This is a genomic window from Lysobacter sp. FW306-1B-D06B (assembly GCF_038446665.1).
GTDB lineage: Bacteria > Pseudomonadota > Gammaproteobacteria > Xanthomonadales > Xanthomonadaceae > Lysobacter_J.
This window is the reverse complement of sequence record NZ_CP151802.1, coordinates 3,249,371-3,274,271: the sequence shown is the minus strand read 5'-3', so window position 1 is coordinate 3,274,271 and position 24,901 is coordinate 3,249,371. Positions and strand designations below refer to the sequence as shown.

General features: G+C 66.8%; 22 protein-coding genes. 13 read left to right on the top strand and 9 right to left on the bottom strand.

All coding sequences use genetic code 11. The features are described 5' to 3' along the window. Positions 1 to 42: 42 nt before the first annotated feature. Positions 43 to 1,419 (bottom strand): S8 family serine peptidase, encoded by a 1,377-nt coding sequence (locus tag AAFF32_RS15175; RefSeq protein ID WP_342315634.1) that lies wholly within the window; start codon positions 1,417 to 1,419, stop codon positions 43 to 45. 320 nt (positions 1,420 to 1,739) lie between these two features. Here AAFF32_RS15175 and AAFF32_RS15170 point away from each other — a divergent pair, with 320 nt between their 5' ends. Next, on the top strand, positions 1,740 to 3,392 hold the full coding sequence (locus AAFF32_RS15170; RefSeq protein ID WP_342315633.1) for an MFS transporter: 1,653 nt from the start codon (positions 1,740 to 1,742) through the stop codon (positions 3,390 to 3,392). Between the two features lie 91 nt (positions 3,393 to 3,483). Continuing rightward, positions 3,484 to 3,756, top strand: coding sequence for a DUF1427 family protein (locus AAFF32_RS15165; RefSeq protein WP_216966838.1), 273 nt, complete (start codon positions 3,484 to 3,486; stop codon positions 3,754 to 3,756). A gap of 704 nt (positions 3,757 to 4,460) precedes the next feature. Here AAFF32_RS15165 and ligD read toward each other — a convergent pair. Beyond that, on the bottom strand, positions 4,461 to 6,992 hold the full coding sequence (gene ligD / locus AAFF32_RS15160) for a DNA ligase D (protein WP_342315632.1): 2,532 nt from the start codon (positions 6,990 to 6,992) through the stop codon (positions 4,461 to 4,463). A 161-nt stretch (positions 6,993 to 7,153) separates the two neighbouring features. Here ligD and AAFF32_RS15155 point away from each other — a divergent pair, with 161 nt between their 5' ends. The 4 genes from AAFF32_RS15155 to AAFF32_RS15140 all read left to right on the top strand — a co-directional run bounded on the left by AAFF32_RS15155 (position 7,154) and on the right by AAFF32_RS15140 (position 11,223). Then, positions 7,154 to 7,783 (top strand): glutathione S-transferase family protein, encoded by a 630-nt coding sequence (locus AAFF32_RS15155; protein WP_342315631.1) that lies wholly within the window; start codon positions 7,154 to 7,156, stop codon positions 7,781 to 7,783. Beyond that, positions 7,774 to 8,604, top strand: a complete 831-nt coding sequence (locus AAFF32_RS15150; protein ID WP_342315630.1) for a hypothetical protein — start codon at positions 7,774 to 7,776, stop codon at positions 8,602 to 8,604. Before AAFF32_RS15155 ends, AAFF32_RS15150 begins: the two co-directional genes overlap by 10 nt. Before the next feature lie 357 nt (positions 8,605 to 8,961). After that, on the top strand, positions 8,962 to 10,587 hold the full coding sequence (locus AAFF32_RS15145) for an oligopeptide:H+ symporter (RefSeq protein ID WP_216966850.1): 1,626 nt from the start codon (positions 8,962 to 8,964) through the stop codon (positions 10,585 to 10,587). Positions 10,588 to 10,614: 27 nt separating this feature from the next. Continuing rightward, a complete protein-coding gene (locus AAFF32_RS15140; RefSeq protein ID WP_216966852.1) occupies positions 10,615 to 11,223 on the top strand; it encodes a rhomboid family intramembrane serine protease in 609 nt (202 codons plus the stop codon). 48 nt (positions 11,224 to 11,271) lie between these two features. Here the strand turns inward: AAFF32_RS15140 and AAFF32_RS15135 are convergent, their stop codons facing one another. Further along, positions 11,272 to 11,454: a hypothetical protein gene (locus AAFF32_RS15135; protein ID WP_216966857.1), complete on the bottom strand. Its 183-nt coding sequence runs from the start codon at positions 11,452 to 11,454 to the stop codon at positions 11,272 to 11,274. A 220-nt stretch (positions 11,455 to 11,674) separates the two neighbouring features. Between AAFF32_RS15135 and AAFF32_RS15130 the strand changes: the two genes are divergently transcribed. Beyond that, positions 11,675 to 12,430 (top strand): hypothetical protein, encoded by a 756-nt coding sequence (locus tag AAFF32_RS15130; RefSeq protein WP_216966860.1) that lies wholly within the window; start codon positions 11,675 to 11,677, stop codon positions 12,428 to 12,430. A gap of 45 nt (positions 12,431 to 12,475) precedes the next feature. After that, a complete protein-coding gene (locus AAFF32_RS15125) occupies positions 12,476 to 12,754 on the top strand; it encodes a GNAT family N-acetyltransferase (RefSeq protein ID WP_216966862.1) in 279 nt (92 codons plus the stop codon). Positions 12,755 to 13,350: 596 nt separating this feature from the next. On the opposite strand, the gene AAFF32_RS15120 is transcribed toward AAFF32_RS15125, so the two are convergent. Genes AAFF32_RS15120 through AAFF32_RS15110 form a run of 3 tightly spaced genes read right to left on the bottom strand, consistent with a single transcriptional unit; the run spans position 13,351 to position 17,236 of the window. Further along, positions 13,351 to 14,346, bottom strand: coding sequence for a HupE/UreJ family protein (locus AAFF32_RS15120; RefSeq protein ID WP_342315629.1), 996 nt, complete (start codon positions 14,344 to 14,346; stop codon positions 13,351 to 13,353). A 17-nt stretch (positions 14,347 to 14,363) separates the two neighbouring features. Continuing rightward, positions 14,364 to 15,245: a peptidylprolyl isomerase gene (locus AAFF32_RS15115; protein ID WP_342315628.1), complete on the bottom strand. Its 882-nt coding sequence runs from the start codon at positions 15,243 to 15,245 to the stop codon at positions 14,364 to 14,366. 59 nt (positions 15,246 to 15,304) lie between these two features. Beyond that, positions 15,305 to 17,236 (bottom strand): DUF3604 domain-containing protein, encoded by a 1,932-nt coding sequence (locus tag AAFF32_RS15110; RefSeq protein ID WP_216966871.1) that lies wholly within the window; start codon positions 17,234 to 17,236, stop codon positions 15,305 to 15,307. 339 nt (positions 17,237 to 17,575) lie between these two features. Between AAFF32_RS15110 and AAFF32_RS15105 the strand changes: the two genes are divergently transcribed. Both AAFF32_RS15105 and AAFF32_RS15100 read left to right on the top strand, forming a co-directional pair. Further along, positions 17,576 to 17,794, top strand: a complete 219-nt coding sequence (locus AAFF32_RS15105; RefSeq protein WP_216966873.1) for a hypothetical protein — start codon at positions 17,576 to 17,578, stop codon at positions 17,792 to 17,794. 70 nt (positions 17,795 to 17,864) lie between these two features. Next, a complete protein-coding gene (locus tag AAFF32_RS15100) occupies positions 17,865 to 18,368 on the top strand; it encodes a nuclear transport factor 2 family protein (RefSeq protein ID WP_342315627.1) in 504 nt (167 codons plus the stop codon). A 35-nt stretch (positions 18,369 to 18,403) separates the two neighbouring features. Here the strand turns inward: AAFF32_RS15100 and AAFF32_RS15095 are convergent, their stop codons facing one another. The 3 genes from AAFF32_RS15095 to vgrG all read right to left on the bottom strand — a co-directional run bounded on the left by AAFF32_RS15095 (position 18,404) and on the right by vgrG (position 21,257). Next, positions 18,404 to 18,673: a PAAR domain-containing protein gene (locus tag AAFF32_RS15095; protein WP_342315626.1), complete on the bottom strand. Its 270-nt coding sequence runs from the start codon at positions 18,671 to 18,673 to the stop codon at positions 18,404 to 18,406. A gap of 83 nt (positions 18,674 to 18,756) precedes the next feature. Further along, a complete protein-coding gene (locus tag AAFF32_RS15090) occupies positions 18,757 to 20,589 on the bottom strand; it encodes a DUF2875 family protein (protein WP_342315625.1) in 1,833 nt (610 codons plus the stop codon). Positions 20,590 to 20,609: 20 nt separating this feature from the next. Beyond that, positions 20,610 to 21,257, bottom strand: a complete 648-nt coding sequence (gene vgrG / locus AAFF32_RS15085; RefSeq protein ID WP_342315624.1) for a type VI secretion system tip protein VgrG — start codon at positions 21,255 to 21,257, stop codon at positions 20,610 to 20,612. A 668-nt stretch (positions 21,258 to 21,925) separates the two neighbouring features. Here vgrG and AAFF32_RS15080 point away from each other — a divergent pair. The 3 genes from AAFF32_RS15080 to cfa all read left to right on the top strand — a co-directional run bounded on the left by AAFF32_RS15080 (position 21,926) and on the right by cfa (position 24,843). After that, positions 21,926 to 22,678, top strand: coding sequence for a pseudouridine synthase (locus tag AAFF32_RS15080; protein WP_216966880.1), 753 nt, complete (start codon positions 21,926 to 21,928; stop codon positions 22,676 to 22,678). 82 nt (positions 22,679 to 22,760) lie between these two features. Continuing rightward, on the top strand, positions 22,761 to 23,639 hold the full coding sequence (locus AAFF32_RS15075; RefSeq protein WP_216966883.1) for a DUF3298 and DUF4163 domain-containing protein: 879 nt from the start codon (positions 22,761 to 22,763) through the stop codon (positions 23,637 to 23,639). 76 nt (positions 23,640 to 23,715) lie between these two features. Continuing rightward, complete coding sequence (gene cfa / locus AAFF32_RS15070) at positions 23,716 to 24,843, top strand: cyclopropane fatty acyl phospholipid synthase (RefSeq protein WP_342315623.1); 1,128 nt, start codon at positions 23,716 to 23,718, stop codon at positions 24,841 to 24,843. The last annotated feature ends 58 nt before the right edge of the window (positions 24,844 to 24,901 follow it).

The following is a 24,901-nucleotide window of genomic DNA, read 5'->3' as shown; positions in this document are numbered from 1 at the left end:
GGCCACCCCCCTCCCGCGAACGGGAGAGGGGACAGGCGCGCGTTACGGCGTCAGCGACAGCGCATTGGCGGCAGTGATCAACCCCGAGCCCGTGGCGTCGGCACCCCAGCACGTCTGTTCGGCCGGGCCCGAGGGCTGCGACAGCAGCGCGCAACCGGCGGCCATCGGCAATGCGGCGCTTTCCAGGATGTCCTCGACATCGGCCTGCACCAGGCCCGGATTCTTCTGCAGCATCAGTGCGGCGATGCCGGCCACGTGTGGCGAGGCCATCGACGTCCCGCTGAGGTAGAAGTACGAACGCTTGCCGCTCTGCGTTTGGTACGGGCCCACCACCCACGAACCGGGCGCTGCCACGTCGAGGTCCTGTCCGGCCAGTTCGCGGCTGGAGAAATCGGCGATGTGGAAATCCGTCGTCGTGGTCGGATCGGCCACATCGTCGGCGTTCCACCAGTTGGCCGGATTGCCGTCGGCACCGGGCTTCCACTGGTTGTTCCAGCCCGAGGCCGCCACCGACACCACCGGCGCATACGCGCCGGGATAGCCCATGCCGGCCTCTCCCTCGTTGCCGGCCGAAGCGACGATGACCACGCCCTGCGCGATCGCATAGTCGATGGCCGCCTTCTCGACGGCATCCAGCTCCGATCCGCCCAGGCTCATGTTGATCACGACGGGCGAAGTGCCCAAGGCGCCGCCGGCCTTGAGATTGGCGACGTAGACGATGCCGGCGGCGACCACCGACGACCAGCCCGAACCGTTCTGGTTGAGCACCTTGACCGGAATGACATTGGCGCGCGGTGCGGTGCCGTTGATCGGCGTGCCGTTGAGGCTGTAACCCAGGATGGAACTGGTCACGTGCGTGCCGTGCGAGTTCTGGTCGTGCTCCCACTTGTTCGGTGGTTCGGACACGTTGCCGTTTTCGCCGCCACCGCCATTGAAGGCCTTCGCGAACTGCGTGGCGATGCGCTCCTGCGGGAAGTACTGGCGCCAGGAATCGAGCAGGCCGGTGTCGAGTACCGCCACGTACACACCGCCGCCGTCGTAGGCGATGGTGCGTCCCAGCCCGAGGCTGGTCACGTCCACCGCGTCCTGGTCCCAGGTGCTCAGGCCATTGGCGAAACTGGTGGCGCTGACGGTGTCGATCGGGCCGCCCTTGCGTTCGGCATCGGGATTGGCGGCCACCACGAAGGGCAGGGCGCGCACCGAGGCGAGCTGCGCTTCGGTTGTCTTGAGGGTGACGGCATCGATCTGCGTGAGCACTTCGCGCACCGTGCCGTGCGCGCCCAGCTGCGCGAGGATCGCGGGTGTCGCATCGGTGTTGAGCAGCACGTTCACGCCGATCGTGCGCGAACCGGGTGCGGCGTGCGCGGCGGCGGGCAGCGCGCATGCCAGCGCAAGGACGCTCAGGGCCTGTTTGATCACGGTGGACCTCCTCGGGTGGGCCCGTTCGCACGGGCGGGACAGCTTGCCCGGAGCAAACGGTATCGGGACGGCCAACAGGCCGACCGCATCCCTGTGAAGTCCCCATTGCGAATGCTCGCGCTCCGGACGGCGGAGGATGCTCGCCGGATTGTTCGGCGTGCGTGAGGAAACCGTGGGCATCAACGTTCCCACGGCAGATGAACCGGCGACACGGCGCGCAGGCCGGTCGTCCCCCGTTTGGGGGTGGGCGGCGGCCACGTGAACCCCTAGCGTCGGAACCGGCCGGGCGAACCGGCAACGACCAGCGTGCGGAGGTGCGGATGTCCAGCAGCAACGTGGCCGAAAGCGGCGGCGCGACGACGGGCCCCTGGTCGCCGCTGCGCGTGCCTACGTTCCGCGCGCTATGGCTGGCGATCCTGGCCGGCAACATCGGCACGTGGATCCACGATGTCGCCGCCGCGTGGGTGATGGCCGAGACCACCGGTTCGCCCTTCATGGTGGCGGCCGTGCAGTCGGCGACGACGCTGCCGGTGGTGCTGCTGGCGATCGTCGCGGGCACGTTGTCGGACATCGTCGACCGCCGTCGCTATCTGATCCTCGCGCAGCTGTGGATGTTCATCGTCGCCACGGTGCTGGCGGTGCTGGCGCAGGCGGGCCTGATGACGCCGTGGACGCTGGTCGCGCTGACCTTCGCGCTCGGCATCGGCGCGGCGATGGCGATGCCCGCGCAGCAGGCGACCACGCCCGAACTCGTGCCGCGCGCGATGCTCGGTTCCGCCGTGGCGTTGGGCTCGCTGAGCATGAACATCGCGCGTGCGATCGGCCCCGCGCTGGGCGGGCTGATCGTCGCGCAGGCCGGCGTGGCGTGGGCGTTCGCGATCAACGCGGTGTCCTTCCTCGCGGTGATGGTGGTGCTGTGGCGCTGGAAGCGCGCGCCGTCGCCGACGACGCTGCCGCCGGAAACCTTCGGCGTCGCGCTGCGCGCCGGCTGGCGTTACGCACGCCAGGCGACGGTGTTGCAGTCGGTGCTGGTGAAGGCCGGGAGCTTCTTCGTCTTCGCCAGTGCGCTGACCGCGCTGCTGCCCATCGTGGTCAACCAGGAACTGCGTGCGAGCGCGGGTGCGTACGGCCTGCTGCTGGGTTGCGTCGGAGTGGGCGCCATCAGCGGCGCCTTGCTGTTGCCGCGACTGCGCCGCCGGATGGACACCGACCGCATGGTGCTATGGGCGACGCTGGCCTATGCGGGCTGCATCGCCGCGCTGGCGCTGCTGCGCGACGTGCGCCTGTTGTATCCGGTGTCGCTGGTCAACGGATTCGCCTGGATCACCGTGCTCTCGTCGTTGCAGATCGCGGCACAGACGTCGGTGCCGGCGTGGGTGCGCGCGCGTGCGCTGTCGCTGTACATCGTAGTGTTCTCGGCGGGGCTGGCGTTGGGCAGCCTGGGTTGGGGCACGCTGGCGCAGGCGATCGGCACGCCGCGAACGTTGCTGATCGCTGCGGCGGGTACGGTCGTCGCGGCGCTGTTCGGCCTGCGTTTTCGTCTGGGCGCGGCGGCACAGGTGGATGTCACGCCGTCCGGGCATTGGCCGCAGCCCATCGTCGGTCATGACGTCTCGGGCGATCGTGGGCCGGTGCTGGTGGCGATCGAATACCGCGTGCGGCTGGATCGTCGCGACGAGTTCCTCGCGCTGATCAGGACGCTCGGCCACGGGCGCCGTCGCAACGGCGCGGTGAGTTGGGGCGTGGCCGAGGACACCGCCGCGCCGGGCGTGTACATGGAGCACTTCGTCGATTGCTCATGGCTGGAGCATCTGCGCCAGCACGAGCGCGTGACGCAGGACGAGCATCACGTGCAGGACGCGATCGTCGCGCTGCTCGAACCGGGCAGCGCGCCGGTGGTGCGTCATTTCGTCGGCGGTGCGCCGGGACTGCCGTTGCCTGCGGCCACGGCAGGCGGCAACACGATGGTGTGAACGGGCACTGCGCACGGGCGTGCAAGATCGGGTCGCGCCGCCGCTGTTGTGATCGCGGTGATGCGCGCGGGCGCGGTGCTGGAGGCGTGCGATGAAGCTGTATCTGTTGTCGCTGGCCGTGGGCCTGCTGGTCGGCGTGATCTATGGCCTGCTCAACGTGCGTTCGCCTGCGCCGCCGGTGGTGGCGCTGGTGGGGTTGCTCGGCATCCTGCTGGGCGAGCAGTTGGTGCCGTTGGTGAAGCGTGTGGTGGCGCGCGAGCCGGTGAGTGCGGCGTGGGTGCGGGCGCAGTGTGGCTCGCATGTGATGGGGGAGTTGCCGAAGGGGAATGTGGTGGATTCGGAGGCGTCGCGGAAGGAGGGGTAAGGGGGCGGCTGTTCCGTCATGCCGGCGAAGGCTGGGGCCCCGGCCCGTAGCGTGCGGGCACTTCGATAGCGGTGAACCCCGTCACCGTCATCCCGGCGAAGGCCGGGATCCAGGCCCGTCGCGCACGGGCACTCCCTCTGCGGCAACCCACGTCACCGTCATTCCAGCGAAAGCTGGAATCCATTTTGATTTGGCTTTCTCAGGCTTCTCAAAGAAGGAGCAATAGCAAAGCTTCCGATCGGCTACGCCGCTCGGGTCACTTTTCTTTGCTTGCCCAAAGAAAAGTAACCAAAAGAAAGGGCAGTGGGCCCAGATCAATCCCACGACCGGACGAAGTAAGGGCGCGTTCGCGATTCGCCATCCATGGCTCAGCGCTCACCGCCGCACATCCATGTGCGGCGCCCTTCGGGGCTAGGGACCTGAAAGGCTGTTCGACAGCAACAGAAACAGCAACAGCAACAGCAACCGCAACCGCAACCGCAACCGCAACCGCAACCGCAAATCGACCGTCATCCCGGCGAAGGCCGGGATCCAGGCCCGTAGAGAATGGGAACTCCGGTAAGCGCGCGGGCACTCCCTTACCGACAACCTATGTCACCGTCATTCCCGCCTTCGCGGGAATGACGGTGACATGGTTCACCCGAGAGGGAGTTCCCGTTGTCTTCAACGAACCACCCAAGTGTCGAAGGCGCTCCAGCAATCCCTTACTCGTCGACAATCCGCCTCAGGTCCTGCTCGAGCTTCCCCATCCCAGCCCACGGATCCTTCCTTCGCCGCTTCAACCGCGCCGGCACGTCCGCGATCGTGAACGCGTCGCCGCGCGTGAGCTTCGCCAGTTCGCTCCATGCCAGAGGCATCGCCACGGGTGCGCGCGGTCGGGCGCGCAGGGAGTACGAAGCCACCGCCGTCGCGCCTCGGCCGTTGCGCAGGTAGTCGATGAAGATGCGTTTGTTGCGCAGCCGCTTGCTGGCGACGGAAAGAAAGCGCTCGGGCTCGGATTGCCCCATCACCTCGGCGAAGCTCTGCGCGAAGCGCTTCACCAGCGACCAGTCGTTGCCGGGATTCAACGGCACCACCACGTGCAATCCCTTGCCGCCGGTGGTGCGCAGGAAGGATTCCAGCTCCAGTTCCACCAGCCGTTTGCGCACGTCCACCGCGGCGCGCTTCACCTCGGCGAAGGGCAGCTCCGGCGCGGGGTCGAGGTCGAACACGATGCGGTCGGCGCGATCGGGATCGTCCGCGTGCGAGCCCCACGGGTGGAACTCCAGCGAGTTGAACTGCACCAGCTCCATCAGCGCCGCCGCATCGTCCACCACGAGGTAGTTCGCGTTGTTGCCGGCTTCTTCTTTCAGTCGGGCGAAGCGGACCAGCTCCATCCCCGGCGTGTGGTGCTTTTGGAAGAAGCACGCCTGGCCCGTGCCGCCGGGGCAGCGGATCACCGACAGCGGACGGCCGGCGATCTCGGGCAGCAGGTGGTCCATCACCGCCGCGTAGTAGTTCGCGACGTCGAGCTTGGTGTAGCCGTCGTCGGGGTAGATCACCTTGGTCGGGCTGGTGAGTTTTGGGGCAGTGCGTGAAGTGCTGCCCGCGCTCTTCTTCGCCGTCTTCTTCGCGCGCGCGGAGGTCGGTTTCGTCTGCGCGCGATCGCTGTCGCCCAGATCGTCGACCGACTTGTCGTCGCGGATCGCCTTCAGCGACGGCTGGCGCAGCAGGCCTTGCCCGCCGACGCCGCGGTAGTTCACTTCCACCACGAAGCGCGGTTCGAACCACTTCGCCGAACGCAGGTCGGTGTCGTTCTCGGGCACGAAGACGGTGGGCTCCTTCGTGCCATCGCGACCGAGCCGCTTGCTGATGTCCTTGATCATCGCGTCGGAAAAGCCGCTGCCCACGCGGCCGACGTAGGCCCAGCCGTGGCGTTCATCGGGCGTGGCGAGCAGCAGCGAGCCGAAACCGCTGCGACTGCCCTTCGGCGCCGTCCAGCCGACCACGGCGTATTCGTCGCTGTGCAGTGACTTGGTCTTGCGCCAGTCGTCGCCGCGACCCGGGTGATAGGGGCGATCGACGCGTTTGGACACGATGCCTTCGAAGTGCTGCTCGCCCGCCAGTTCGAATGCCTGCACGCCATCGCCCATCGCGTGCGAGCTGTACGACAGGTGGCGCGTGCCCTTGCCGAGCAGTTGCTCCAGCAAGGCCTTGCGTTCGATCAGCGGCGCATCGGCGATGTCCACGCCGTCGATGTGCAGCAGGTCGAACATCGCATACGACAGCGTTCCCTGGCGTTCGCCGGAGAGCGTTCCCTGCAGCAGGTTGAAATCCTCGCGTGTGCCGCGACCGGCGATCAGCTCGCCGTCCAGTGCAGCGGATTTCAGCCCCAGCGCTTCGATCGCGCCGGTGATCTCGGGCACCTTGCCGGTCCAGTCCAGCGCGTTGCGCGACCACAGGCGCGCCTTGCCTTTGGCGATCGTGGTGACGATGCGATAACCGTCCCACTTGATTTCGTGCAGCCACTGGTCGCCGGGCGGTGGCGCCTCGCCGTGTCGCGCCAGTTGCGGTGCGAAGAACTCCGTCGGCGCGGCGGCCTTTCGCGCGCCGGTGAGTTTCATCGCCAGCTTCGCCCAGTCGCGACGTTTCGTCGCCGACTGCACGGGCACGTCGCTGCGGCGTTGGCGCGCGGCCTTGCCGCGGCCGGCGCGTTTGGCGTCGTCTTCGGGAGGTGGCGTGACGTCGGCGAGCAGGTCGTCGGCTTCCAGCGTGCCGGCGTACTCGTCCTTTTCCTTGATGAGCAACCACTGCGGTTGCCGCGCGGGCTTGCTCGAACGCACCAGGTGCCAGCCGCCCTTGAGCTTGTCGCCGAACAGTTCGAAGCGCAGATGGCCCTTGGCGAGCTGGGCTTCGGGGTCGTACTTCGTCGCCCACACGCCGTGGTCGAACTGCGCGACGTGGCCGCCGCCGTAGTGGCCTTTCGGAATGTCGCCTTCGAACGTTGCGTAGTCGACGGGATGGTCCTCCACCTCCACCGCCATGCGCTTCACGTCCGGATCGTAGCTGGGGCCCTTGGGCACGGCCCAGCTCTTGAGCGAATCGCCTATCTGCAGACGGAAGTCGTAATGGCGTCGGCTGGCGTGGTGCAGTTGCACGACGAAGATCGCGCGCTTGCCCTGCGGCACGCGCTTGCCGGGTTCGGGCTCGCGGGTCCGGGTGAATTGCCGCTTGCGTCGGTATTCCGTCAGGGTCATCGCAGTGCGTGTATGGGCGGAGCGTCAACCTTCCGACGCGGGCGGTGGACGCGGCGCGAAATTCGCGCATTGGCGACGGCGGTAACACTCTGCGCATGCGCGGGGGCTTGGCGGCGCGCGCACGCGTGCGATCATGGCGCCTCGTTCCGGGGGAATGACGTATGTACAGCCTTTACTACTCGCCGGGGGCGGCGAGTCTGGTCGTCCATTGGTTGTTGATCGAGTTGGACGTGCCGCACGAGTTGCGCCTGGTGGACACCCAGGCCGGCCAGCAGAAGAGCGCGGAGTACCTCGCGCTCAATCCCAACGGCGTGGTGCCCACGCTGGTGGTCGATGGCCAGCCGCTGTACGAGGCCGCCGCGCTGGTGCTGCACCTTGCCGATCGCCATCCGCAGGCGCAGCTGGCGCCGACACTGGACGACCCGCAGCGCGGCGCGTACCTGCAGTGGGTGCTCAACGTGGCCAACACGCTGCAATCGCCGCTGCGGTTGTGGTGGTACCCGCAGGACATCGACGGCGAACGTGCCGACATGGTGCGCGACGGCGCGCGGCGTCGCATCGAGGCGACGTGGGACCGGCTGGACGCGCACCTCGCAGCGAACGGGCCGTACCTGCTCGGCGAGCGCCTGAGCGCGGCCGACTTCTACCTGACCATGCTGATGCGCTGGACGCGCAGCATGCCGCGGCCGGCCCACGAGTGGCCGCATCTGGCCGCGCTGGCGCAGCGCATGAAGGCGCGGCCGTCGTTCCGCACACTTTACGAACGCGAGGGGTTGACCGAATGGGCCTGAATCTTCGTTCCGTGATGGCTGCGGCGTGCGTCGTCGCGGCACTGTCGGCCAGCGGCTGCAAGGAAGTGCAGGACATCCGCGAGGAGCTGGGCTGGGCCAAGCAGCCCGATGCCCCGCCGCCCGCGCCCGTGGTGAGCCTGGACGACCGCTGGGTACCGGCCGAAACCGGCGTGGCCGATCTGAATCAGACGCAGTGGGTGCAGCGCTGGTGGCAGTGGGCCGGTCTTTTCGACCACTCCGCGCCGTACCTGGACAGGGACGGCAGCCGCTGCGCACTGCACCAGGACGGACCGGTGTGGTTCCTCGCCGGCACCGACGGCCGCTTCGACGCGGTGCGCAGTTGTTCGATTCCGGCCGACAAGCACGTGTTCTTCCCGCTGATCAACTGGATCGTCGCCTCCGACGACAGCGAGGTGAACGACACGGAAGCGCCGCCGACCTCGTGCACGCAGAAGCAGGCCAGCGCGGCGCGCCTGGCCGATCACGTCTTCACCGGACTGGTGCTACTGGACGGCCGGCCCATCGGCGAGCTCAAACGCATGCGCGTGGCGGGCACGACGTGCTTCGCGGTCTCGGCCGATACGCCGGCCGCCGCAACCGACGGCTACTGGCTGATGCTCAAGCCGCTGCCGCCCGGACAGCACACGCTCGCCGTGGCGGCGGGCTATCGCGAAGGGCCGCGGCAGTCGATGCAGAACTTCCAGTACACGCTGGAGGTGCAGGGCGCGGCGGACGCGGACGGCGCGGCCGTCGATGAGACGGCGGTGGCGGAGGGCGAGGGCGGGGGTTCGCTGGACGACGCGGCGGATATTGCGGAGTAAGGCGTTTCAGGCCGTCGTCCTTCGACGGTGACACTCCGCCGGCCCTCACCCCAAGCCCCCTCCCGCCAGCGGGAGAGGGGCTATGGATGGCTGAGGCTCCGGAGTAGCCCTTCTCCCGCGCGCGGGAGAAGGTTCCGGCAGGCGGATGAGGGCAGGCGGCCGAGCACCGCGAAGGTGCGGTCCCCGCCGGTCCCGGCCCCGAATGCAAGTCTTCGCTTGCCGGCGCCCCCTTGGTACTCTCCGGGCACGGCGGAGCCTGACTCCGCCTGTTTTTTGTCCGCCGCCCGTGAATCGCGCGGGGCGGGCTCCCCGCCGTGCGAAGGGACTCGCGGCGACCACGAGCACAGGCACAACCGGATGACGATTCCCGCGACCGCAGCCCCGGCCGAAAGCAGCGCCAAGCTTCCGCGCCAGATTCCCTACATCATCGGCAACGAAGGCTGCGAGCGCTTCAGCTTCTACGGGATGCGCAACATCCTGGTGCAGTTCCTGGCCTCCAGCGTGCTGCTGGCCTACCTGCCCGAAGCCGAGCGCGGCGGCATGGCGAAGGAGGTCTTCCACACCTTCGTCATCGGCGTGTACTTCTTCCCGCTGCTGGGCGGCTGGCTGGCCGACCGCTTCTTCGGCAAATACCGCACGGTGCTGTGGTTCTCGCTGATCTACTGCGCCGGCCACGCGTGCCTGGCGCTGTTCGAGAACCACCGCAACGGCTTCTACACCGGCCTGTTCCTGATCGCGCTCGGCTCGGGCGGCATCAAACCGCTGGTGGTGTCCTTCGTCGGCGACCAGTTCGACCAGACCAACAAGCACCTCGCGCGCAAGGTGTTCGACGGCTTCTACTGGATCATCAACTTCGGCAGCTTCTTCGCCTCGCTGCTGATGCCGATCTTCCTGCGCGAATACGGGCCGGCCGTGGCGTTCGGCATCCCGGGCGCGCTGATGTTCATCGCGACCTTCATCTTCTGGCTCGGCCGAAAGCAGTACATCAACGTGCCGCCGGCCTCGTCGGATCCGGACTCCTTCCTGCACGTCGCGCGCACCGCGCTGCTCGCGCCGGGGCAGGGACGGGCGGGCTTCATCGTCGCGATGGCCGGCTTCGCCCTGGCCGTCGGCCTGCTGCTGGGCTGGGCGCTGCATGCGACGGTGGGACTGTCTTGGTGGCCGGAGTCGTTCGGTTTCGTCATTTCCGCGTGCCTTGCGCTGGGCGCGGTCATCGCCTTCGGCGGCATCGGCACCTCGATGCAGCTCGATCGCGCCCGCGGCACGCATCCGGATGCCGCCGTGGACGGCGTGCGCGCCGTGCTGCGCATCCTGATCGTGTTCGCGCTGACCACGCCGTTCTGGTCGTTGTTCGACCAGAAGGCGTCGACGTGGGTGCTGCAGGGCAACCAGATGGCGATGCCGCACGATGCGTGGTGGTGGCCGAGCTGGCTGGTGCGCGACGCCGCGCAGATGCAGGCGCTGAACCCGGCGCTGGTGATGCTGCTGATCCCGTTCAACAACCTGGTGCTGTATCCGGCCCTCAAGCGCATGGGTTTCGAGCCCACCGCGCTGCGCCGCATGGGCGCGGGCATCGCGTTCTCCGGCGTGGCGTGGGTGATCGCCGGCGCGTTGCAGCTCTACATCGACGGGGGCGATCCGGTCTCGCTGGCGTGGCAGATCCTGCCGTACGCGCTGCTGACCTTCGGCGAAGTGCTGGTGTCGGCGACTGCGCTGGAATTCGCCTACAGCCAGGCGCCGCAGGCGATGAAGGGCGTGATCATGGCCTTCTGGTACCTGTCCAGCACCTTCGGCAGCCTGTGGGTGCTGCTCACCAACGCCGGCGTGCGCAACGAAGCGGTGATGTCGCACATCGGCAGCACCGGCCTGAGCGAGAACGCCTTCCTGATGTTCTTCTTCGCCCTATTCGCCTTCCTCGCGGCGGCGGCGTTCGCGCTCTACGCGCGGCGCTATCCGATGCAGGACAACTACCGCGCCGCCTGATCCGCCGACACTCCGGAACCGTAGCCGATGCTGACCTTCATCCTGATCGCCGTGACCGTGCTGGTGTCCTGGCTCGCATTCGAACGGCCCGCGTTGCTGGATCGCCTGATCCTGTGGCCGCCGGCGATCCAGCGGAAGAAGCAGTTCGACCGCCTGCTGACCCACGGCTTCATCCACGCCGACTGGTCGCACCTGCTGTTCAACATGATCACGCTGTACTTTTTCGGCCGCGTGATCGAAGCGGTGATGAGCCAGCTGATCGGGCCGATCGGCTTCGTGCTGTTCTACCTGTCGGCGATCGTGATCGCGATCCTGCCCACATACCTGCGTCACCGGCACGATCCGACCTACCGCAGCCTGGGCGCGTCGGGTGCGGTGTCGGCGGTGCTGTTCGCCTATATCCTGCTGCAGCCGTGGGCGCGGATCATCGTGTTCGTCCTGCCGATGCCGGCCATCCTGTACGCGGTGATGTACGTGGGCTACTCGTTCTGGATGGACAAGCGCGGCGGCGACAACATCAATCACAGCGCGCACCTGTCGGGCGCGATCTACGGCGTGCTGTTCATGCTGCTGATGGAGCCGCGCGTGGGCGCGATCTTCATCGAGCGGCTGATGAATCCGTCGTTCGGCAACTGAGCCGGGCGCGGTGCGCGAAGTCTTGGCCGGGCGTGACGCCCGGCGAGGTCACGCGGCGACGCGGGCGGTATCGGGTGCGGCTTCGCCGTAGGTCTGCATCAGGCGGGCGTAGACCTCCGCGTCGATCTGCGCGGTCTCCACGGTCTGGCGGCCGGCGCGGGCCAGCTCGTACAGGCGGGTCATCAGGGCGTCGTCACTGACGTGGTCGAGCGTGAGGTGGTGCACGTTCATGGCGGTCCTCCGGAGCGCGATTTCCGGTAATTGGTCACGCAGATTCCGTGCCACACGTCTATGAGTGGATTTTCGTGCCGGGACGTGACGCGCTCCGTCAGATCCCGTCGCGACGGGTTCGAACGGACTGACGCGTCGGGTCGGAATGGCCCCAGCGCTCACCCGGCATGAATGCCGCCCGTGGTATGCCCGAATTCCCGACAGTGCCAGGAGCCCAGGCATGGCGATGAGGAAGGCCGGCAAGAAGACGAGCGCCCGCAAGGCGGCCAGCAAGACCACGAAGAAGACCGCCCGGAAGGTCGCCAAGAAGGCCACCCGGAAGAGCGCGGCCAAGAAGGTCGCGAAGAAGACCACCCGCAAGACTGCCGCGAAGAAGGTCGCGAAGAAGGCCGTTCGCAAGGCCGCCGCGAAGAAGGTCGCCAAGAAGGCCGTTCGCAAGGCCGCCGCGAAGAAGGTCGCCAAGAAGGCCGTTCGCAAGGCCGAGGCCAAGAAGGTCGCGAAGAAGGCCGTCCGCAAGGCCGCAGCCAAGAAGGTCGCGAAGAAGGCTGTCCGCAAGGCCGCAGCCAAGAAGGTTGGCAAGAAGGTCGTCCGCAAGACCGCAACGACGAAGGCACCCGCGAAGAAAGTCCCGCGCAGGACCGCGACGCCGCGCCCGGTCGCGGGCAAGGCCGCGACGGCTGCCAAGCCGCCCGTCGTCCGCAAGGCGAGGGCGCCGCGTCGGCCGAAGATCACGCCCGAGCAGGCGCTGGCCAACACCCAGGAGCTGCTGGCCCTCAAGCACGAGCGCGACCACCAGCCGCAGCCGTGGCAGCAGCTCGATCCTGGCCATGCGCACGTGCCCAAGCCGGGCTTCCAGTCCGAGAGCGCGGCCGCCAAGGCCAACGAACTGCATGCCGCCGAATCCCGTCTGCAGGCGATCCAGGGCCAGATGGGCTCGCTGGATCGCAAGAACCAGGGCAAACGCGATGCGCGTTGAGCCGCTTGCGCGGATGATCCCGTTTCCTTCCCTCACGACGATGCCATGACCACGCACGAGATCGAGCACGACCCCGCCTCCGGCGTCTTCTCCGTCACGGTGGACGGCGAAATGGCGGTGCTGGAGTACCGCCGCGAGGGCGACCAGATGATCATCGCCCACACCGGCGTGCCCGATGCCATCGGCGGGCGCGGCATCGCCGGCGAGCTGGTGCGTGCGGCGTTCGAGTACGCCAAGGCGCAGGGCTGGCACGTCCATCCCCGCTGCGCCTATGCGGCGGCGTGGGTGGAGCGGCATCCGGAGTACAACCAGCTGCTTGTGTGACGGCCCGGAGTGGCGGTTTCCTGTGGCGGCGGGCGCCGGTACGACACCCGCCCAGGACGCCGCTTCCTCCGGCCCGTTTACCGCCTTCCCATCGACGCGGGTGCGTGGACAACGAGCGTAGCCCGGGTAAGCGAAGCGCACCCGGGGCTTAGAGCGTTGTAAGCGCCGCCGAGCAAAAAGCCCGGCACGCCGAGTTCGGAGCTCGGACCGCCGAGCAAAAAGCCCCGCGCGCCGAGCTCGGAGCTCGGACCGCCGAGCAAAAAGCCCCGCGCGCCGAGCTCGGAGCTCGGACCGCCGAGCAAAAAGCCCCGCGCGCCGAGCTCGGAGCTCGGACCGCCGAGCAGAAAGCTCCGCACGCCGAGCTCTGAGCTCGGATCGCCGAGCAAAAAGCCCCGCACGCCGAGCTCAAACCTCGGGCCGCCGAGCGAAAGCCGGAACGCCCCGCAGAAGAAATGGCGCTCGCCACGCTGGAAGCCCGATGCGAAGGAGCGTCAACGCCGCGTAGGCGTAACCCGGCGCAGGCGGTAGGTCGCTCCTGCAACACAACTCTGTCCAGCGTCTCGAAAGGGCTGGGCCCCGCGCCTGGCATCGATTGTTCACGCCGTGAACGATCCGACGCGGTCGATCACCCAGTACATGGCGATCGTTCCGATGGCGTAAGGAATCGCATACTCGGCCCAGCGCGGCATCGACAGCGAAAGGCGCCGCGCCAGCGCGATGATCATCAGCACTGCGCCGACGAACATCAGCTGGCCGATTTCCACGCCGACGTTGAACATCAGCAGCGCCACCGGGATCGCCTTCTGCGGCAAGCCCACTTCGGCCAGCGCACCGGCGAAACCGAAACCGTGCAGCAGGCCGAAAGTGAAGGCCACCACCCACGGTGCCCGCGCGGTCAAACCGGGGTTGCCCCGCAGACCGTGCACCACTTCAGCCGCCACGAACACGATGCTGAGCGCGATGATCGCCTCCACCGGCGGGCCGGGCACGTGCAACCAACCCAGCGTCGCGGCGACAAGCGTGATGCTGTGCGCGACCGTGAACGCTGTGATCGTCACGACGATGCGTTTGCCGCCACGCACGATCAGCAGCAGCGCCAGCACGAACAACAGATGGTCGATGCCCCCGAGGATGTGCTCGATGCCCAGCAACAAGTACGACCAGGCGATCTCGCCCGTTCCCGCGGGCGCTTCGACGGTGAAGACCGGATGCTCCGCGGCGAGGCGCTCGACCTGGCTGGTGCCGTCCTTGCGCTCGATTCGCACGATCACATCGGTGACGCCCACCGCCTTGCCTTCCAGGCGGATGGTCTGTCCCACCAGTCCGCCGGTGCGGTGGATCGTCCAGCGCTCGACGACGGCGTTCCCGGTGAAGGCGCTGCGGCGTGCGTTCACTTCTTGCGTGCCTTCTGGGAATTCAACCTGCAGCGACAGGCGCATGACATCGCTTTGTGCGGGCACTTTCCACAGGACTTCATAGCGGTCGTGCCCGGCTTCGCGCAGTTCCAGGTAGGCGGGGCGGAATACATCCGCATGGACCAGGCCGGAAAGCGCGCACAGCAGCAGGAGCCACCACCCTGAAACCGCTGGCATGCGGCACGAATGCGCCGTCATCGCGCGCCCGCCGATGGGACCGTGGGCGCCGGCGTCGCCTTGACGGCTCCTGCGCGGTCCAGATCCGCTTCCATCTTCACGGTGTAGCGTTTGCGCAGCGAGTCGTAGTACGCCTCGGCGGCCTGCCGCGAACGCGCGTGCAGCAGGTCGCGTTCGACGGCCTCTCGAACTTCGGCCAGGGCCGGAACGCGGCCCGGTGTACGCGCCTGGATACGTACCAGGTGCAGGCCAAACCCGGAGGGCACCGGGCCCGCCCAGCGACCCTCGGGCAAGGGCGCCAGTGCGTTCGCGAAGTCAGTGCCGAACGTTCGCGCCACTTCGCCGGTATCGGCCTGGCGCATGACCGCGGGCAGCAGGGTGGGATCTCCGACCGGCGCGTTCGGATCGCGCCGCAGCGCCGCCGCCGCCGATTCGATCACGGACGCCAAGGCGTCGCCGTGTCGCGCAGGGTCGAAATAGATCTGTTGAAAGGTGTAGGACGCAGCCACGCGGTAGTCGTCCCGATGATCGCGCAGCCATGCCTGCAAGTCGGTCTGGCTGGGAACGTCGGCCGCCATGCCGTCGGTCAGCGAGGTCACCTTCTGCACCACGCGCCGGCGCACGATCTCGTCGTTGCGGTCGAGGCCTTGCGCGAGGCCCTCGCGGTAGAGGATCTCGTTGCGCACCCAGTCGTCGACGAGTCCCTGCAATTCCTCCCGCGTCGGCGGCCGCTGCCATGTGCGCTCGAACTGGGTCACCAGCAGTTGCACGCGTGACTGGTCGACCCGGACTTCATCGCGCGTCAGTGACAGACCGCGATTGAGCCAGCCGTAGATCGCGAACAGCAAGGCGCCCAGGATGAGGAAGTGGAGCAGGGGTTCGCGCAGAAGGCGTCGCATGCGATGTCCGTCGAGGCCGTCAACGAAAAAGGAGCGGCGGACCGCTCCTTTTCCTGATGTCATCTGCTGGCTACCTGCGTGGCCGGTGTGTACCAGATAGGCGATGTGTAGGCGCGCTCCTGAGTGATCATCTTCACCTCTTTGGGCATCGTCACGTTGAAGCGGACGGCGTCGTACGCCGTCCAGCGCGGCGTCGGAATCTCGATCACGCGCACGTAGTACACCGCGCGCAGTTGCGGATCGAACTGCGGGTCCTTCCACGCCGCGGAAAGTTGCGGCGCACCGATGCTGTTGCTGTAGGTGGCGGTCTTGAGATCGACGGTGTTGCCCACCGCAGGCAGCTTGCCGTCCGCGCCCGGCTTGCGGTCACCGGACCACGCCACGTCGTAGACCTTCTCTTGGCGAGCGCCTGTCGCATCGATCCAGCCCTTCACGATCTGGACGCGGTCGAGGTTGCCGCCCTCGGGGTCCTTCATCGCAGCCACCAGGAACGTGGGCGATTGCCCGGCCTGCATGGCCTTCAGATCGCCGCCCATGGGCACGCCGCGTTCGTAGCCTGCCTTGACCAGATCGGCCTTGACGTCGGTGTCGGCGAAATCCCAGCCGCCGAAGAAGCGCACGGTCATGCGTGGCCCGGTGGTGGCGTAGGTTTCCTTGCGCTTCATCGCGTCCCAAAGCGCGGTGCGGGTGTTCTCCGTCGCCCAGACCGCGGCGTAGCCGGAGGCGGTCTGCTCCCAACCCGGAATCGTCGCGACCGCGGTCTTCATGAAGGGATGCTCGAACCGTTTCGGCGCCGGTTCGCTGGGCGTGGTCTTGCCCCAGAAGTTGTTGTCATCGGCGGTGCTGAGCGAGGTGTGCGAGTCGGTCGATCCGATCAGCCCGAACTTGTACGGGTTCACTCCCAGCTTCTGTTCCAGTTGCAAGCCGGTCTGCAGCGCCGTGCGTACATACTCGCCCTGCAGCATCGCGGGCTTTTTCGCCTCGCTCAGGTTGAGGTTGCCCTTGTCCCAGATCTCGAAGCCCGACATCTCGTCGTTGGTCGACAGCGCGGGGTGCGATTCACCGTCGCCTTTCATCTGCGTGGCTTCGTACAGCGGCTCCCAACGGATGCGGGTCTGTGCGTACTCTTTGGTCAATGGCTGCTTGCTCGCCGGGTTGACGTCCCACGGGAACATCATGCCGTTGGACAGGTTGCCGTTATGGGCGATCGCCAACACCTGCCCACCGGTCTTGTCCTGATAGGCCTGCAGCACCTTCCACAGGTCTTCCGGCGTGGTGCTGCCGGCAGGCGGATACGTCGTGAAGGGTTCCACCTGTCCTGCCTTGTCGCCGTTGTCGCGGAAGATGACGACACGGTGCAGGTTGTTGCCCGGCGGCACCTGCGAGGTCCATTCGTAGCCGATGAAGGCGGTGAACTTTCCCGGCTCGTTGTATTTCTCGGCGCCGTCGATCGTGGCCTTCCACGCGGCGCCATAAGCGGGCGTGCCGGGGGAATACATCAGCGCCTCGGGAAACGTCCCGCGCGAGAACTGGTCGATGATGTCCAATGCCGCCGCGTTGCCCTGGCCTCCCTTGATCATGTCGTACCACTTCTTGCCGGTCGGGTCGGCCAGCAGTTCCGGCTTTCCGGCGTACAGATCGGGGAAGAAGCCCATGCCGTCGGAATGATCGGCCACCACGAGGAAATCGAGCGGCCGCGACAGCTTGGCCTTGTGTCCGCTGGAGGCCATCACCTCTTCGCCGCGGGCGAAGCGGTACGCATCCTCGATGCCCAGACGATTGCCGAATGCCCCGGCATCCATCGACATCGCGGTATGCAGATGCGTGTCCCCGAAGTACACACGGGTCGGGTAGCCCTGGGCAGGCGCTTGTTCCGCGACCGCAGGGGGCGACGCCGCAGTGGTGGCCGTTTCGCGTTCGCCCTCGCCTTGGCTGCAGGCCGCAAGCGTCAGTGCCAGCGCCGAAACGCGCAGACCGTTCAAGCAGGCCATGAGTTGGCTCCCAAGCGACGCTGTGGAGAGGTCGTACCCGGAGCGATTCGGCGCCCGCAATGGTTAAAAGCAAATGAAGACCGATCGCGACCCATGACCGCCATTGGCCGATGGCGGACAGGGCGAGGGTAGGGGCCGGTCGGTGGCAACGCTCATGTCGGGCACAGCCGACATGCGGTTCGGTCCAGGCCCAGCACCGTGATTGAGTTCGCCGGCCATCGCCACATTCCCGGTTCCGTCGGCCCATTCCCCGATTCGTCGCATGACGGTTGCCAGCCGGTACCGGACGCTCGCAGCCTGACCTGCGCCGGATGTCCGGCATCGCCCTGCGAGTCGAACGTGAAGACCTTCATCGCCCTGCTGGCCTGGTGCCTGTTGCTGGTGCTGTGCTGGCCCCTCGCGCTGCTGGCCTTGGTGCTGTGGCCGCTGGTGTGGCTGGTTTGCCTGCCTTTTCGGCTGCTCGGCATCACGTTCTCCGCGATGTTCGCCTTGTTGCATGCGCTGCTGACGCTGCCGGCCCGTGTTCTGGGCTGGCGCCCGCGGCCGGTCCCCGCGTAAGCCCGGGCCCACTGCGCGCATTCCAGGGTTGGACACCACCAAGATCGATCGAATACAGGGATACGTAAGCATGAAGACGTTCATGTCAGTGATCGCCGCCGCACTGGTGGCCGTGGCCATGACGAGTGCGGCCGCGGCGGGAAGCAGTGACGATCAAGCTGCCACGCAACCGGGCGGTTCCTTGGAAGACACCGTGGCCGCACTCGACGCCGCGGTCTTCGACGCGTTCAACACCTGCAGCAACCCCGCGCAGCTGGACCGGCATGCCGGCTACTTCGCGTCGGACGCCGAGTTCTATCACGACACCGGCGGCGTCACCCGGTCGCGGACGGAAATGCTCCAGAACACCGCAAAGCATGTGTGCGGGAAGTTCCGCCGCGAACTCGTGCCGGGAACCTTGAAGGTGTTCCCGATCAAGGATTACGGCGCCATCGAACAGGGGTCACATCGCTTCTGCCACTTCGATAGCGGCAAGTGCGAAGGGATGGCCGACTTCGTCATCGTCTGGGAACAACGCAATGGGCTGTGGAAAATCACTCGCGTGCTCAGCTACGGGCATCGGCCGAACGAGTAGGTAAAGGCGCCTAATTCATCCATCTAGCCCGGCCTTCAACCGGATTCACTGGAATGGCGCTGCCGGATGGAAACCAGTTGATGACCACAGGCAAGCGCATCAGCGTCCAAAGCGGCGTGACGGCCACGGTCGTCTACGAAGCCAGAGCTACCGGTGGCGACCTGAGTAGTGCCGCATTGGCCGCAGCGAACCAGATCACCGACAAACACCTGGGCCAGGCCTTGAATCAGGATCTCGGTATGGCCTTGCAGGACTTCACCACCGACCGTGGTCGTGTCTCCCACGACGATGTAGTAGCGGGCCATGTGTCAAACCCTCCCATTCCATGCCCAATGGCCAGCGCTAATACGAACTGCGCCAACTGCACACGTCGCATGAGCAAAGCCCATCAGGCGTCCTCCCCCGGTGCAGGCGGCAGGCTGGCGATGATGCGGTCGATGGGTGAGGGTTCTCCGGGAACCCGGCGTTCGTTCTCGAAGACACTCGGAGGTGCATACGATCGCGGCGGCTCGGGAGCGACGAAGGTGGTAGGGACATCGGGGCCTTGCGCCTGCTGCGGCCGTAACTTGGGGGTGAAGTCCGGTGCAGTGGTGGAATCCGACGGTGTCAGCAGGAAGAACGAGGCTTCATCTTTGCGGCGCAGCGGGACGACTGCGCTGGGTTGACGGGTTTCGGCGGTGGCCATGGCGGCCAGCGTCAGCATCACAAACGGCGAAGCGGCGCCTGTGTCGCCCAGGCGCGACGCCAGGTCGATGCCTTCCTTCGGGTCGACCAGATCCAGGTCGGACTGCGCCGCCGCAAGGGCGGGCGCAAGCCGAGCCATACCGATCCCCGGTCGGCCGCCATCGAAGAAGACGCGTGAGGGAGCCACGGTCCCCATCGCTTGTTGCCACCCCGTCTGCATTGCAGCGTCCTGCGCCTTTCGCTTGAGCGGCGCATCGTCCTGATCTGTCAGTTTGACGGTGACCCCGCGATGCAGCTTCGCCAGCGTGTGCATGGCGTCCCACTGGGCGAACAGTTTCGGCGACCACGGTTCCGGCAGGAACGCGGTGGGCTTGAACGGCTGCGGCGGAAGCTTCTTCCAGCCACCCCAGCCCGGATATATGTCCTTCTTGTCGTCCGAATCCCAAGCGTAGCGCGTGAACGGGCGCAGCCATTCGACGCGCTCGGGGCGGGCCACGATCATTGCGGCGAACGTCTCCATCGGGCCATCCGGCTTGCGGTTGGCGTTGCTTTGGCGTGCCAGACTTCTCGTGAAAACCAGCAGGGCCGGCATGTCCGGGTAACGCTCGAAGGTACGGAAGATGCGCTCGACCACGTCCTCGGGCGTATCGCTGTAGACGGTGCCGAGCTGGTTGATCGCGCTCCAGGCCATTCCCGCCGGCTGGCATAGGCGGCTGAGATACACCCTGTCATAGAACTTCTTCTGTTCCGGCGTGTCGGCGAATTGGATGGCGTCCTCATCAATGACCAGTACGGCTGGAATTGGCCAGACCTCGATCATGTCCCGCAGTACCAGTTCCAACGCGTCGGCTTCCCGTTTATCCGTCGTGTAGAAGTCATCCGCGAACTTCCAAAGCGGTGAGTCGTTTGGGGGAAGCGCGCTGCTGTGGAAATCGGGTGCGGATTTGACCGCGTCCCAGACCTTGCCCTGGCGCAGCACCTCCACCGACAGACCCACGCTGATGATGTCCAGCGTCTGCAAGGATTCGGTTGACTTGGTTTCGTTCATGTCCGTGTCGTTGCTCGGGTCCTGAAGGTGGAAGTACTCGGGTGGCAGATAGGGCGGGGCTCCGTGCAGCATGTAGCGGCGAGTGAGAGGGTCAAACCTCCTGGCAGCGCCGGGCCAATAGCGATCCCCGCTATCGTGGTCATAGGGCACTGCGTTGTCGTAACCGATAACGCCCTCCTCCTGTGCTATCTGCAACAGGTCCGGTCGCTGGATATCCTCGGCCCATTCCTTCAGCTGGCAAGGGAAGCGCGGCACGACGTGCGCAGGCTGTGCGCGTTTGACGCGCTGGATGAAGAAGCGCAACGCCCGACCATCACCGGCTTCCATGGACAGGCATGCCAGCGTGTCGTCCGTTTTCCAGCCGATACGAGTATCGGCTTTGTCAGCGGCGCGGTTCGCCGCGGCGGTGTCGCCGGCGGCGAGCGCGGCGCTGACCTCGACGCGGCGCTCTCCCAGCCAGGCAAGCTTGTCATCACCGTCATCAATCATCCCGGAGGTGTTGCACGAGGTTAGGCGAAGCGCGACAGGTGCGGGCCAGGGGCGTCGCCTGCCGGGGCAGGCTGATAGAGAACGGGCGAATGCCCGGGTAGGGTCGGTGCACTGCCTATCTTGTCGCTGAGCACCAGCGTGTTGTGACCGTCGCTGACTTCGTGCCAGTAGACGATGCCTTCCTCGGTTGCCAGCCGGAGGAAGAAGGTCGCGTCTGCCTCGCGGTATTGAACGCAGTATTCGCGGGGCTCGTGCGTGGCGAAGTAAGCCGTTCGGGTGCCGACGACCGCGCCTTCCTTGAGCAGCGTCTCCAGTACTTCCGTGGCATTGACTTGCTGGAAGATGCGGCTGTTGTGTCGAAGGGTTAGCCGCGCGAGTGGCGATTCGACGACGGCGCGGTAGCGGGTGCGGTGGAAGCCAGCTTCACACTGTTCGAAGGCCGTAACGATGCCAACCACAGTGCGTTCGACGACGCCGTCACGCTCGATGGTGAAGGTCGCCTCGCGGTCCAGTAATGCGTTGGCATCGATGGTGTCATTGAAGCTGGACAGGTCCAGTTCCAATCGGAAGGGCTGTGAAATGCCTTCTTCGAGATCGAAGCGGACGACGTCGAGAGACAGCTCACTCGAGACAACCAGGGTGAAATGCAGGTCGGAAAGATGTGCCACGTAATGCCTTCCTGTGCTTGGACGCGGTGCGCTGAACGGCACCCGTAAACCGGTGCAAACTGCCGGGCACCACACGAAGAATCGCGACCGTGCCCAGCCTTCCTGTGTGCAAACGTACGCAAGTCGCGCCCCCGAAGGCATGCGCAAATTTCACCGCAATCGTCGATCGCGATCAGGTCCTCGGATTTCATCGCAATCACGTGTAGGGGATTTCTGACACGAAGCATTGCTCGATGATGCGAACTTCGTGCATCGGACACGAAGCAAGCGTCACACCGAACGGAAATGCACCCCAGATCAACTCATTGTTGCGGCAACTCTGCGTTGCGCCGCCGCGATCACGTCGTCATGCGATCGCACGTCGCCATGCCGGGAAAGCCTTCGACACGGAACGGACTTTCCTTCGCGCTGAGAAAATGCTCCCCACCGAAGTGGGGCCAAACCGCCATCCAAACAGGCGCCGAAGTCGTCGCCGAGTTTTCCGCCAAGCTGGGGAGATAGGTGTCCGCCGCTGGCCGATAAACGCTGGGTCGTGGCCGGGCCGAAGCCAGGCGGCACCCGCGACTTGGGGGCGCCCCCGGCCTGACAGGCGCCGACGGACGTACAATGCCGACCCCTGTCCCCCCGCACGCACGGCCGGGCCGCATGAGGCGGCGAAGGCGCGTGCCATGTATCTGATTCCAATGGAAACCCCTTCCTCCGGCAGCCGCAGGCTGAACAAGCACATCAGCGACACCGGCTTCTGCTCGCGTCGCGAGGCCGACGGCCTGATCGCCGAAGGCCGGGTCACGGTCAACGGCCTGCGGGCCCGCGTCGGCGCGGAAGTGGGCGAGGGCGACGAGGTGCTGGTCGACGGCCAGCCGCTCAAGGTCCGCACCGTCGCCAAGGGCAAGCGCCAGCACGTCTACATCGCGCTCAACAAACCGGTCGGCATCACCTGCACGACCGAGTCCACGGTGAAGGGCAACATCGTCGACTTCGTCGGCCACGACCGCCGCATCTTCCCGATCGGGCGGCTGGACAAGGATTCGGAAGGACTGATCCTGCTCACCAGCAACGGCGACATCGTCAACGAGATCCTGCGCGCCGAGAACAAGCTGGAAAAGGAATACCTGGTGGCGGTGAACCATGCCGTCACCGATGAATTCCTGCGCGGCATGGCGCGCGGCGTGCCGGTGCACGGCCAGACCACGCTGCCGTGCAAGACCGGACGGCTCAACAAGTTCGGCTTCCGCATCGTTTTGGTGCAGGGCTTGAATCGGCAGATCCGCCTGATGGCGGCGCACTTCGGCATGCGCGTGAAGCAGCTGATGCGCGTGCGCATCGGCAACGTCAAGCTGGGCCACCTCAAGCCCGGCCAGTGGCGCAACCTCACCGACGCCGAACTCAAGGGCCTGATGCCGCACCGCGACGCCTGGTGACGGGCACGGCGATCGTTAGCGCAACGTGATTCGGGCATCACGCCATCGCCGCTAACCTGCCGCTCATGCCAAGGGACTGACCATGAAGCGATTGCTCCTGCTGTTTGCACTGGCCGCGGCGCTGTCCGCGTGCAAGCGAGACCCCGAACCCGCCGCCCCCATCGCCACCGCGCCCGGTACCGCGCCCGCGGTTCCCGGCGAGCCGGCCGGCGCCGCGCCCGGCGTGACGCTGCAGGACGTTTCCGAAACCACGTCGGACTACATCATCGGCATCAGCTACCAGGTGCCGGCCGAGCAGTACCCGGGCCTGGCGGTGGAACTGAAGAAGTACGCCGATGCCGCGCGCGAGGATCTGATCGAAGCGGCCAAGGCGCGCGCCCAGCCCGGCGGGGCGACCAGCGCGCCCTATGACCTGTCGCTGAGCTTCACCGAGCTGATGCACACGCCCGAGGTGGTCGCCATCGCCGCCGACGGCAGCAGCTACACCGGCGGTGCGCACGGCGCGCCGCTGATCGCGCGCTTCGTCTGGCTGCCCAAGCAGAACCGCATGCTGGGCGCGCAGCAGCTGATCCCCACGCCCGCCGGCTGGAGCGCCATCTCCGACTACGTCCGCGAGCAGCTGCACGCCGCGCTCTCCCAGCGCGTGGACGCCGACGACCTGCCGCCGGAGGAGCGGGCGGAGGTGGTGAAGAACGCCTCGCGGATGATCGACGACGGCACCCAGCCGGACCCGGCGGACTTCGCCCTGTTCGAGCCGATGGCCTCGCCGGACGGGCGCCTGGGCGGGCTGCGTTTCGTCTTCGCTCCGTACCAGGTGGGGCCGTATTCGGACGGCACGCAGACCGTCGAAGTGCCGGTGGAGATCCTCCTGCCGCACATCGCCCCGGAGTACCGGGCCCTGTTCGCCGCCCCGGTGCCGGCGCCCGCCGACCCCGCTGGCGCCCCGGCCACTCCGCGCTAGGATTCTGTCTGTCCGCCCCGCGCGGACCCCGGCCCAGCCGGCCGGGACCATTGACGTCCATGCCGCCGGAGCCGCCATGTACGCATTGCGCAGTCGAGTAGAGCGGTTGCTGTCGTTGGCCGATATCCGCCTGGGCGGCGATCGGCCCTGGGACCTGCAGGTCGAGGACGAGCGGCTGTACGCGCGGCTGCTCGCCAAGGGCTCGCTCGGGCTGGGCGAGTCCTACATGGACGGCTGGTGGCGCGCGCTATCGCTGGACGGCTTGCTGTACCGACTGCTGGCCGCCGACCTGGACCAGAAGGTGCGCGGCCTGGGCGTCGTCGTCGACGCCGTGCGCGCGCGCCTGACCAACCTGCAGAGCCGGCGGCGCAGCTTCGAGGTCGGCGAGCGCCATTACGACCTGGGCAACGATCTCTACCGCGCCATGCTCGGCCAGCGCATGGTCTACAGCTGTGCCTACTGGCGCGGCCGCGACGGCGCGCCGCTGCACGACCTGGATGCCGCGCAGGAGGCCAAGCTCGACCTGGTCTGCCGCAAGCTCGGCCTGCAGCCGGGCATGCGCGTGCTCGACATCGGCTGCGGCTGGGGCGAAGCGCTGAAGTTCGCGGCCGAGCGCTACGGCGTCAGCGGCGTCGGCGTGACGGTGTCGCGCGAGCAGGCGGCGTTCGCGCGCGAGTTGTGCGCGGGCTTGCCGATCGAGATCCGCCTGCAGGATTACCGTGAACTGGACGAGCGTTTCGACCGCGCGTTCTCGCTGGGCATGTTCGAACACGTCGGCGTGAAGAACTACCGTCGGTACTTCGAGATGGCCCAACGCTGCCTGGGCGACGAAGACCTGTTCCTGCTGCACACCATTGGCAACAATCGCTCGGTGACGCACACCGATCCGTGGATCGGCAAGTACATTTTCCCCAACTCGATGCTGCCTTCGGCGGCGCAGATCGCGCAGGCCTGCGAAGGGTGGTTCGTGCTGGAGGACTGGCACAACTTCGGCGCCGACTACGACAAGACGCTGCAGGCGTGGCGCGCCAACGTGGAGCGCGCGTGGCCGCAGCTGGACGCGCGCTACGACGAGCGCTTCCGCCGCATGTGGCGGTTCTATCTGTCGGCGTCGATGGCGACGTTCCGCAGCCGGCATTCGCAGCTGTGGCAGCTGGTGCTGTCGCCGAAGGGTGTGCGGGGCGGGTATGTGGCGCCGCGGTGATATCTCCTCCCCCTGCTTGCAGGGGGAGGTTGGGAGGGGGTAGTGAGGCGCGTCAGCG

What these genes read in the sequence shown, in the direction of transcription:
- AAFF32_RS15170 (WP_342315633.1), top strand. Translation starts at nt 1,740, where the DNA reads ATGTCCAGCAGCAACGTGGCCGAAAGCGGCGGCGCGACGACGGGCCCC.
- AAFF32_RS15165 (WP_216966838.1), top strand. Translation starts at nt 3,484, where the DNA reads ATGAAGCTGTATCTGTTGTCGCTGGCCGTGGGCCTGCTGGTCGGCGTG.
- ligD (WP_342315632.1), bottom strand. Translation starts at nt 6,992, where the DNA reads ATGACCCTGACGGAATACCGACGCAAGCGGCAATTCACCCGGACCCGC.
- AAFF32_RS15155 (WP_342315631.1), top strand. Translation starts at nt 7,154, where the DNA reads ATGTACAGCCTTTACTACTCGCCGGGGGCGGCGAGTCTGGTCGTCCAT.
- AAFF32_RS15150 (WP_342315630.1), top strand. Translation starts at nt 7,774, where the DNA reads ATGGGCCTGAATCTTCGTTCCGTGATGGCTGCGGCGTGCGTCGTCGCG.
- AAFF32_RS15145 (WP_216966850.1), top strand. Translation starts at nt 8,962, where the DNA reads ATGACGATTCCCGCGACCGCAGCCCCGGCCGAAAGCAGCGCCAAGCTT.
- AAFF32_RS15140 (WP_216966852.1), top strand. Translation starts at nt 10,615, where the DNA reads ATGCTGACCTTCATCCTGATCGCCGTGACCGTGCTGGTGTCCTGGCTC.
- AAFF32_RS15135 (WP_216966857.1), bottom strand. Translation starts at nt 11,454, where the DNA reads ATGAACGTGCACCACCTCACGCTCGACCACGTCAGTGACGACGCCCTG.
- AAFF32_RS15130 (WP_216966860.1), top strand. Translation starts at nt 11,675, where the DNA reads ATGGCGATGAGGAAGGCCGGCAAGAAGACGAGCGCCCGCAAGGCGGCC.
- AAFF32_RS15125 (WP_216966862.1), top strand. Translation starts at nt 12,476, where the DNA reads ATGACCACGCACGAGATCGAGCACGACCCCGCCTCCGGCGTCTTCTCC.
- AAFF32_RS15120 (WP_342315629.1), bottom strand. Translation starts at nt 14,346, where the DNA reads ATGCCAGCGGTTTCAGGGTGGTGGCTCCTGCTGCTGTGCGCGCTTTCC.
- AAFF32_RS15115 (WP_342315628.1), bottom strand. Translation starts at nt 15,245, where the DNA reads ATGCGACGCCTTCTGCGCGAACCCCTGCTCCACTTCCTCATCCTGGGC.
- AAFF32_RS15110 (WP_216966871.1), bottom strand. Translation starts at nt 17,236, where the DNA reads ATGGCCTGCTTGAACGGTCTGCGCGTTTCGGCGCTGGCACTGACGCTT.
- AAFF32_RS15100 (WP_342315627.1), top strand. Translation starts at nt 17,865, where the DNA reads ATGAAGACGTTCATGTCAGTGATCGCCGCCGCACTGGTGGCCGTGGCC.
- AAFF32_RS15095 (WP_342315626.1), bottom strand. Translation starts at nt 18,673, where the DNA reads ATGGCCCGCTACTACATCGTCGTGGGAGACACGACCACGGTCGGTGGT.
- AAFF32_RS15090 (WP_342315625.1), bottom strand. Translation starts at nt 20,589, where the DNA reads ATGATTGATGACGGTGATGACAAGCTTGCCTGGCTGGGAGAGCGCCGC.
- AAFF32_RS15080 (WP_216966880.1), top strand. Translation starts at nt 21,926, where the DNA reads ATGTATCTGATTCCAATGGAAACCCCTTCCTCCGGCAGCCGCAGGCTG.
- AAFF32_RS15075 (WP_216966883.1), top strand. Translation starts at nt 22,761, where the DNA reads ATGAAGCGATTGCTCCTGCTGTTTGCACTGGCCGCGGCGCTGTCCGCG.
- cfa (WP_342315623.1), top strand. Translation starts at nt 23,716, where the DNA reads ATGTACGCATTGCGCAGTCGAGTAGAGCGGTTGCTGTCGTTGGCCGAT.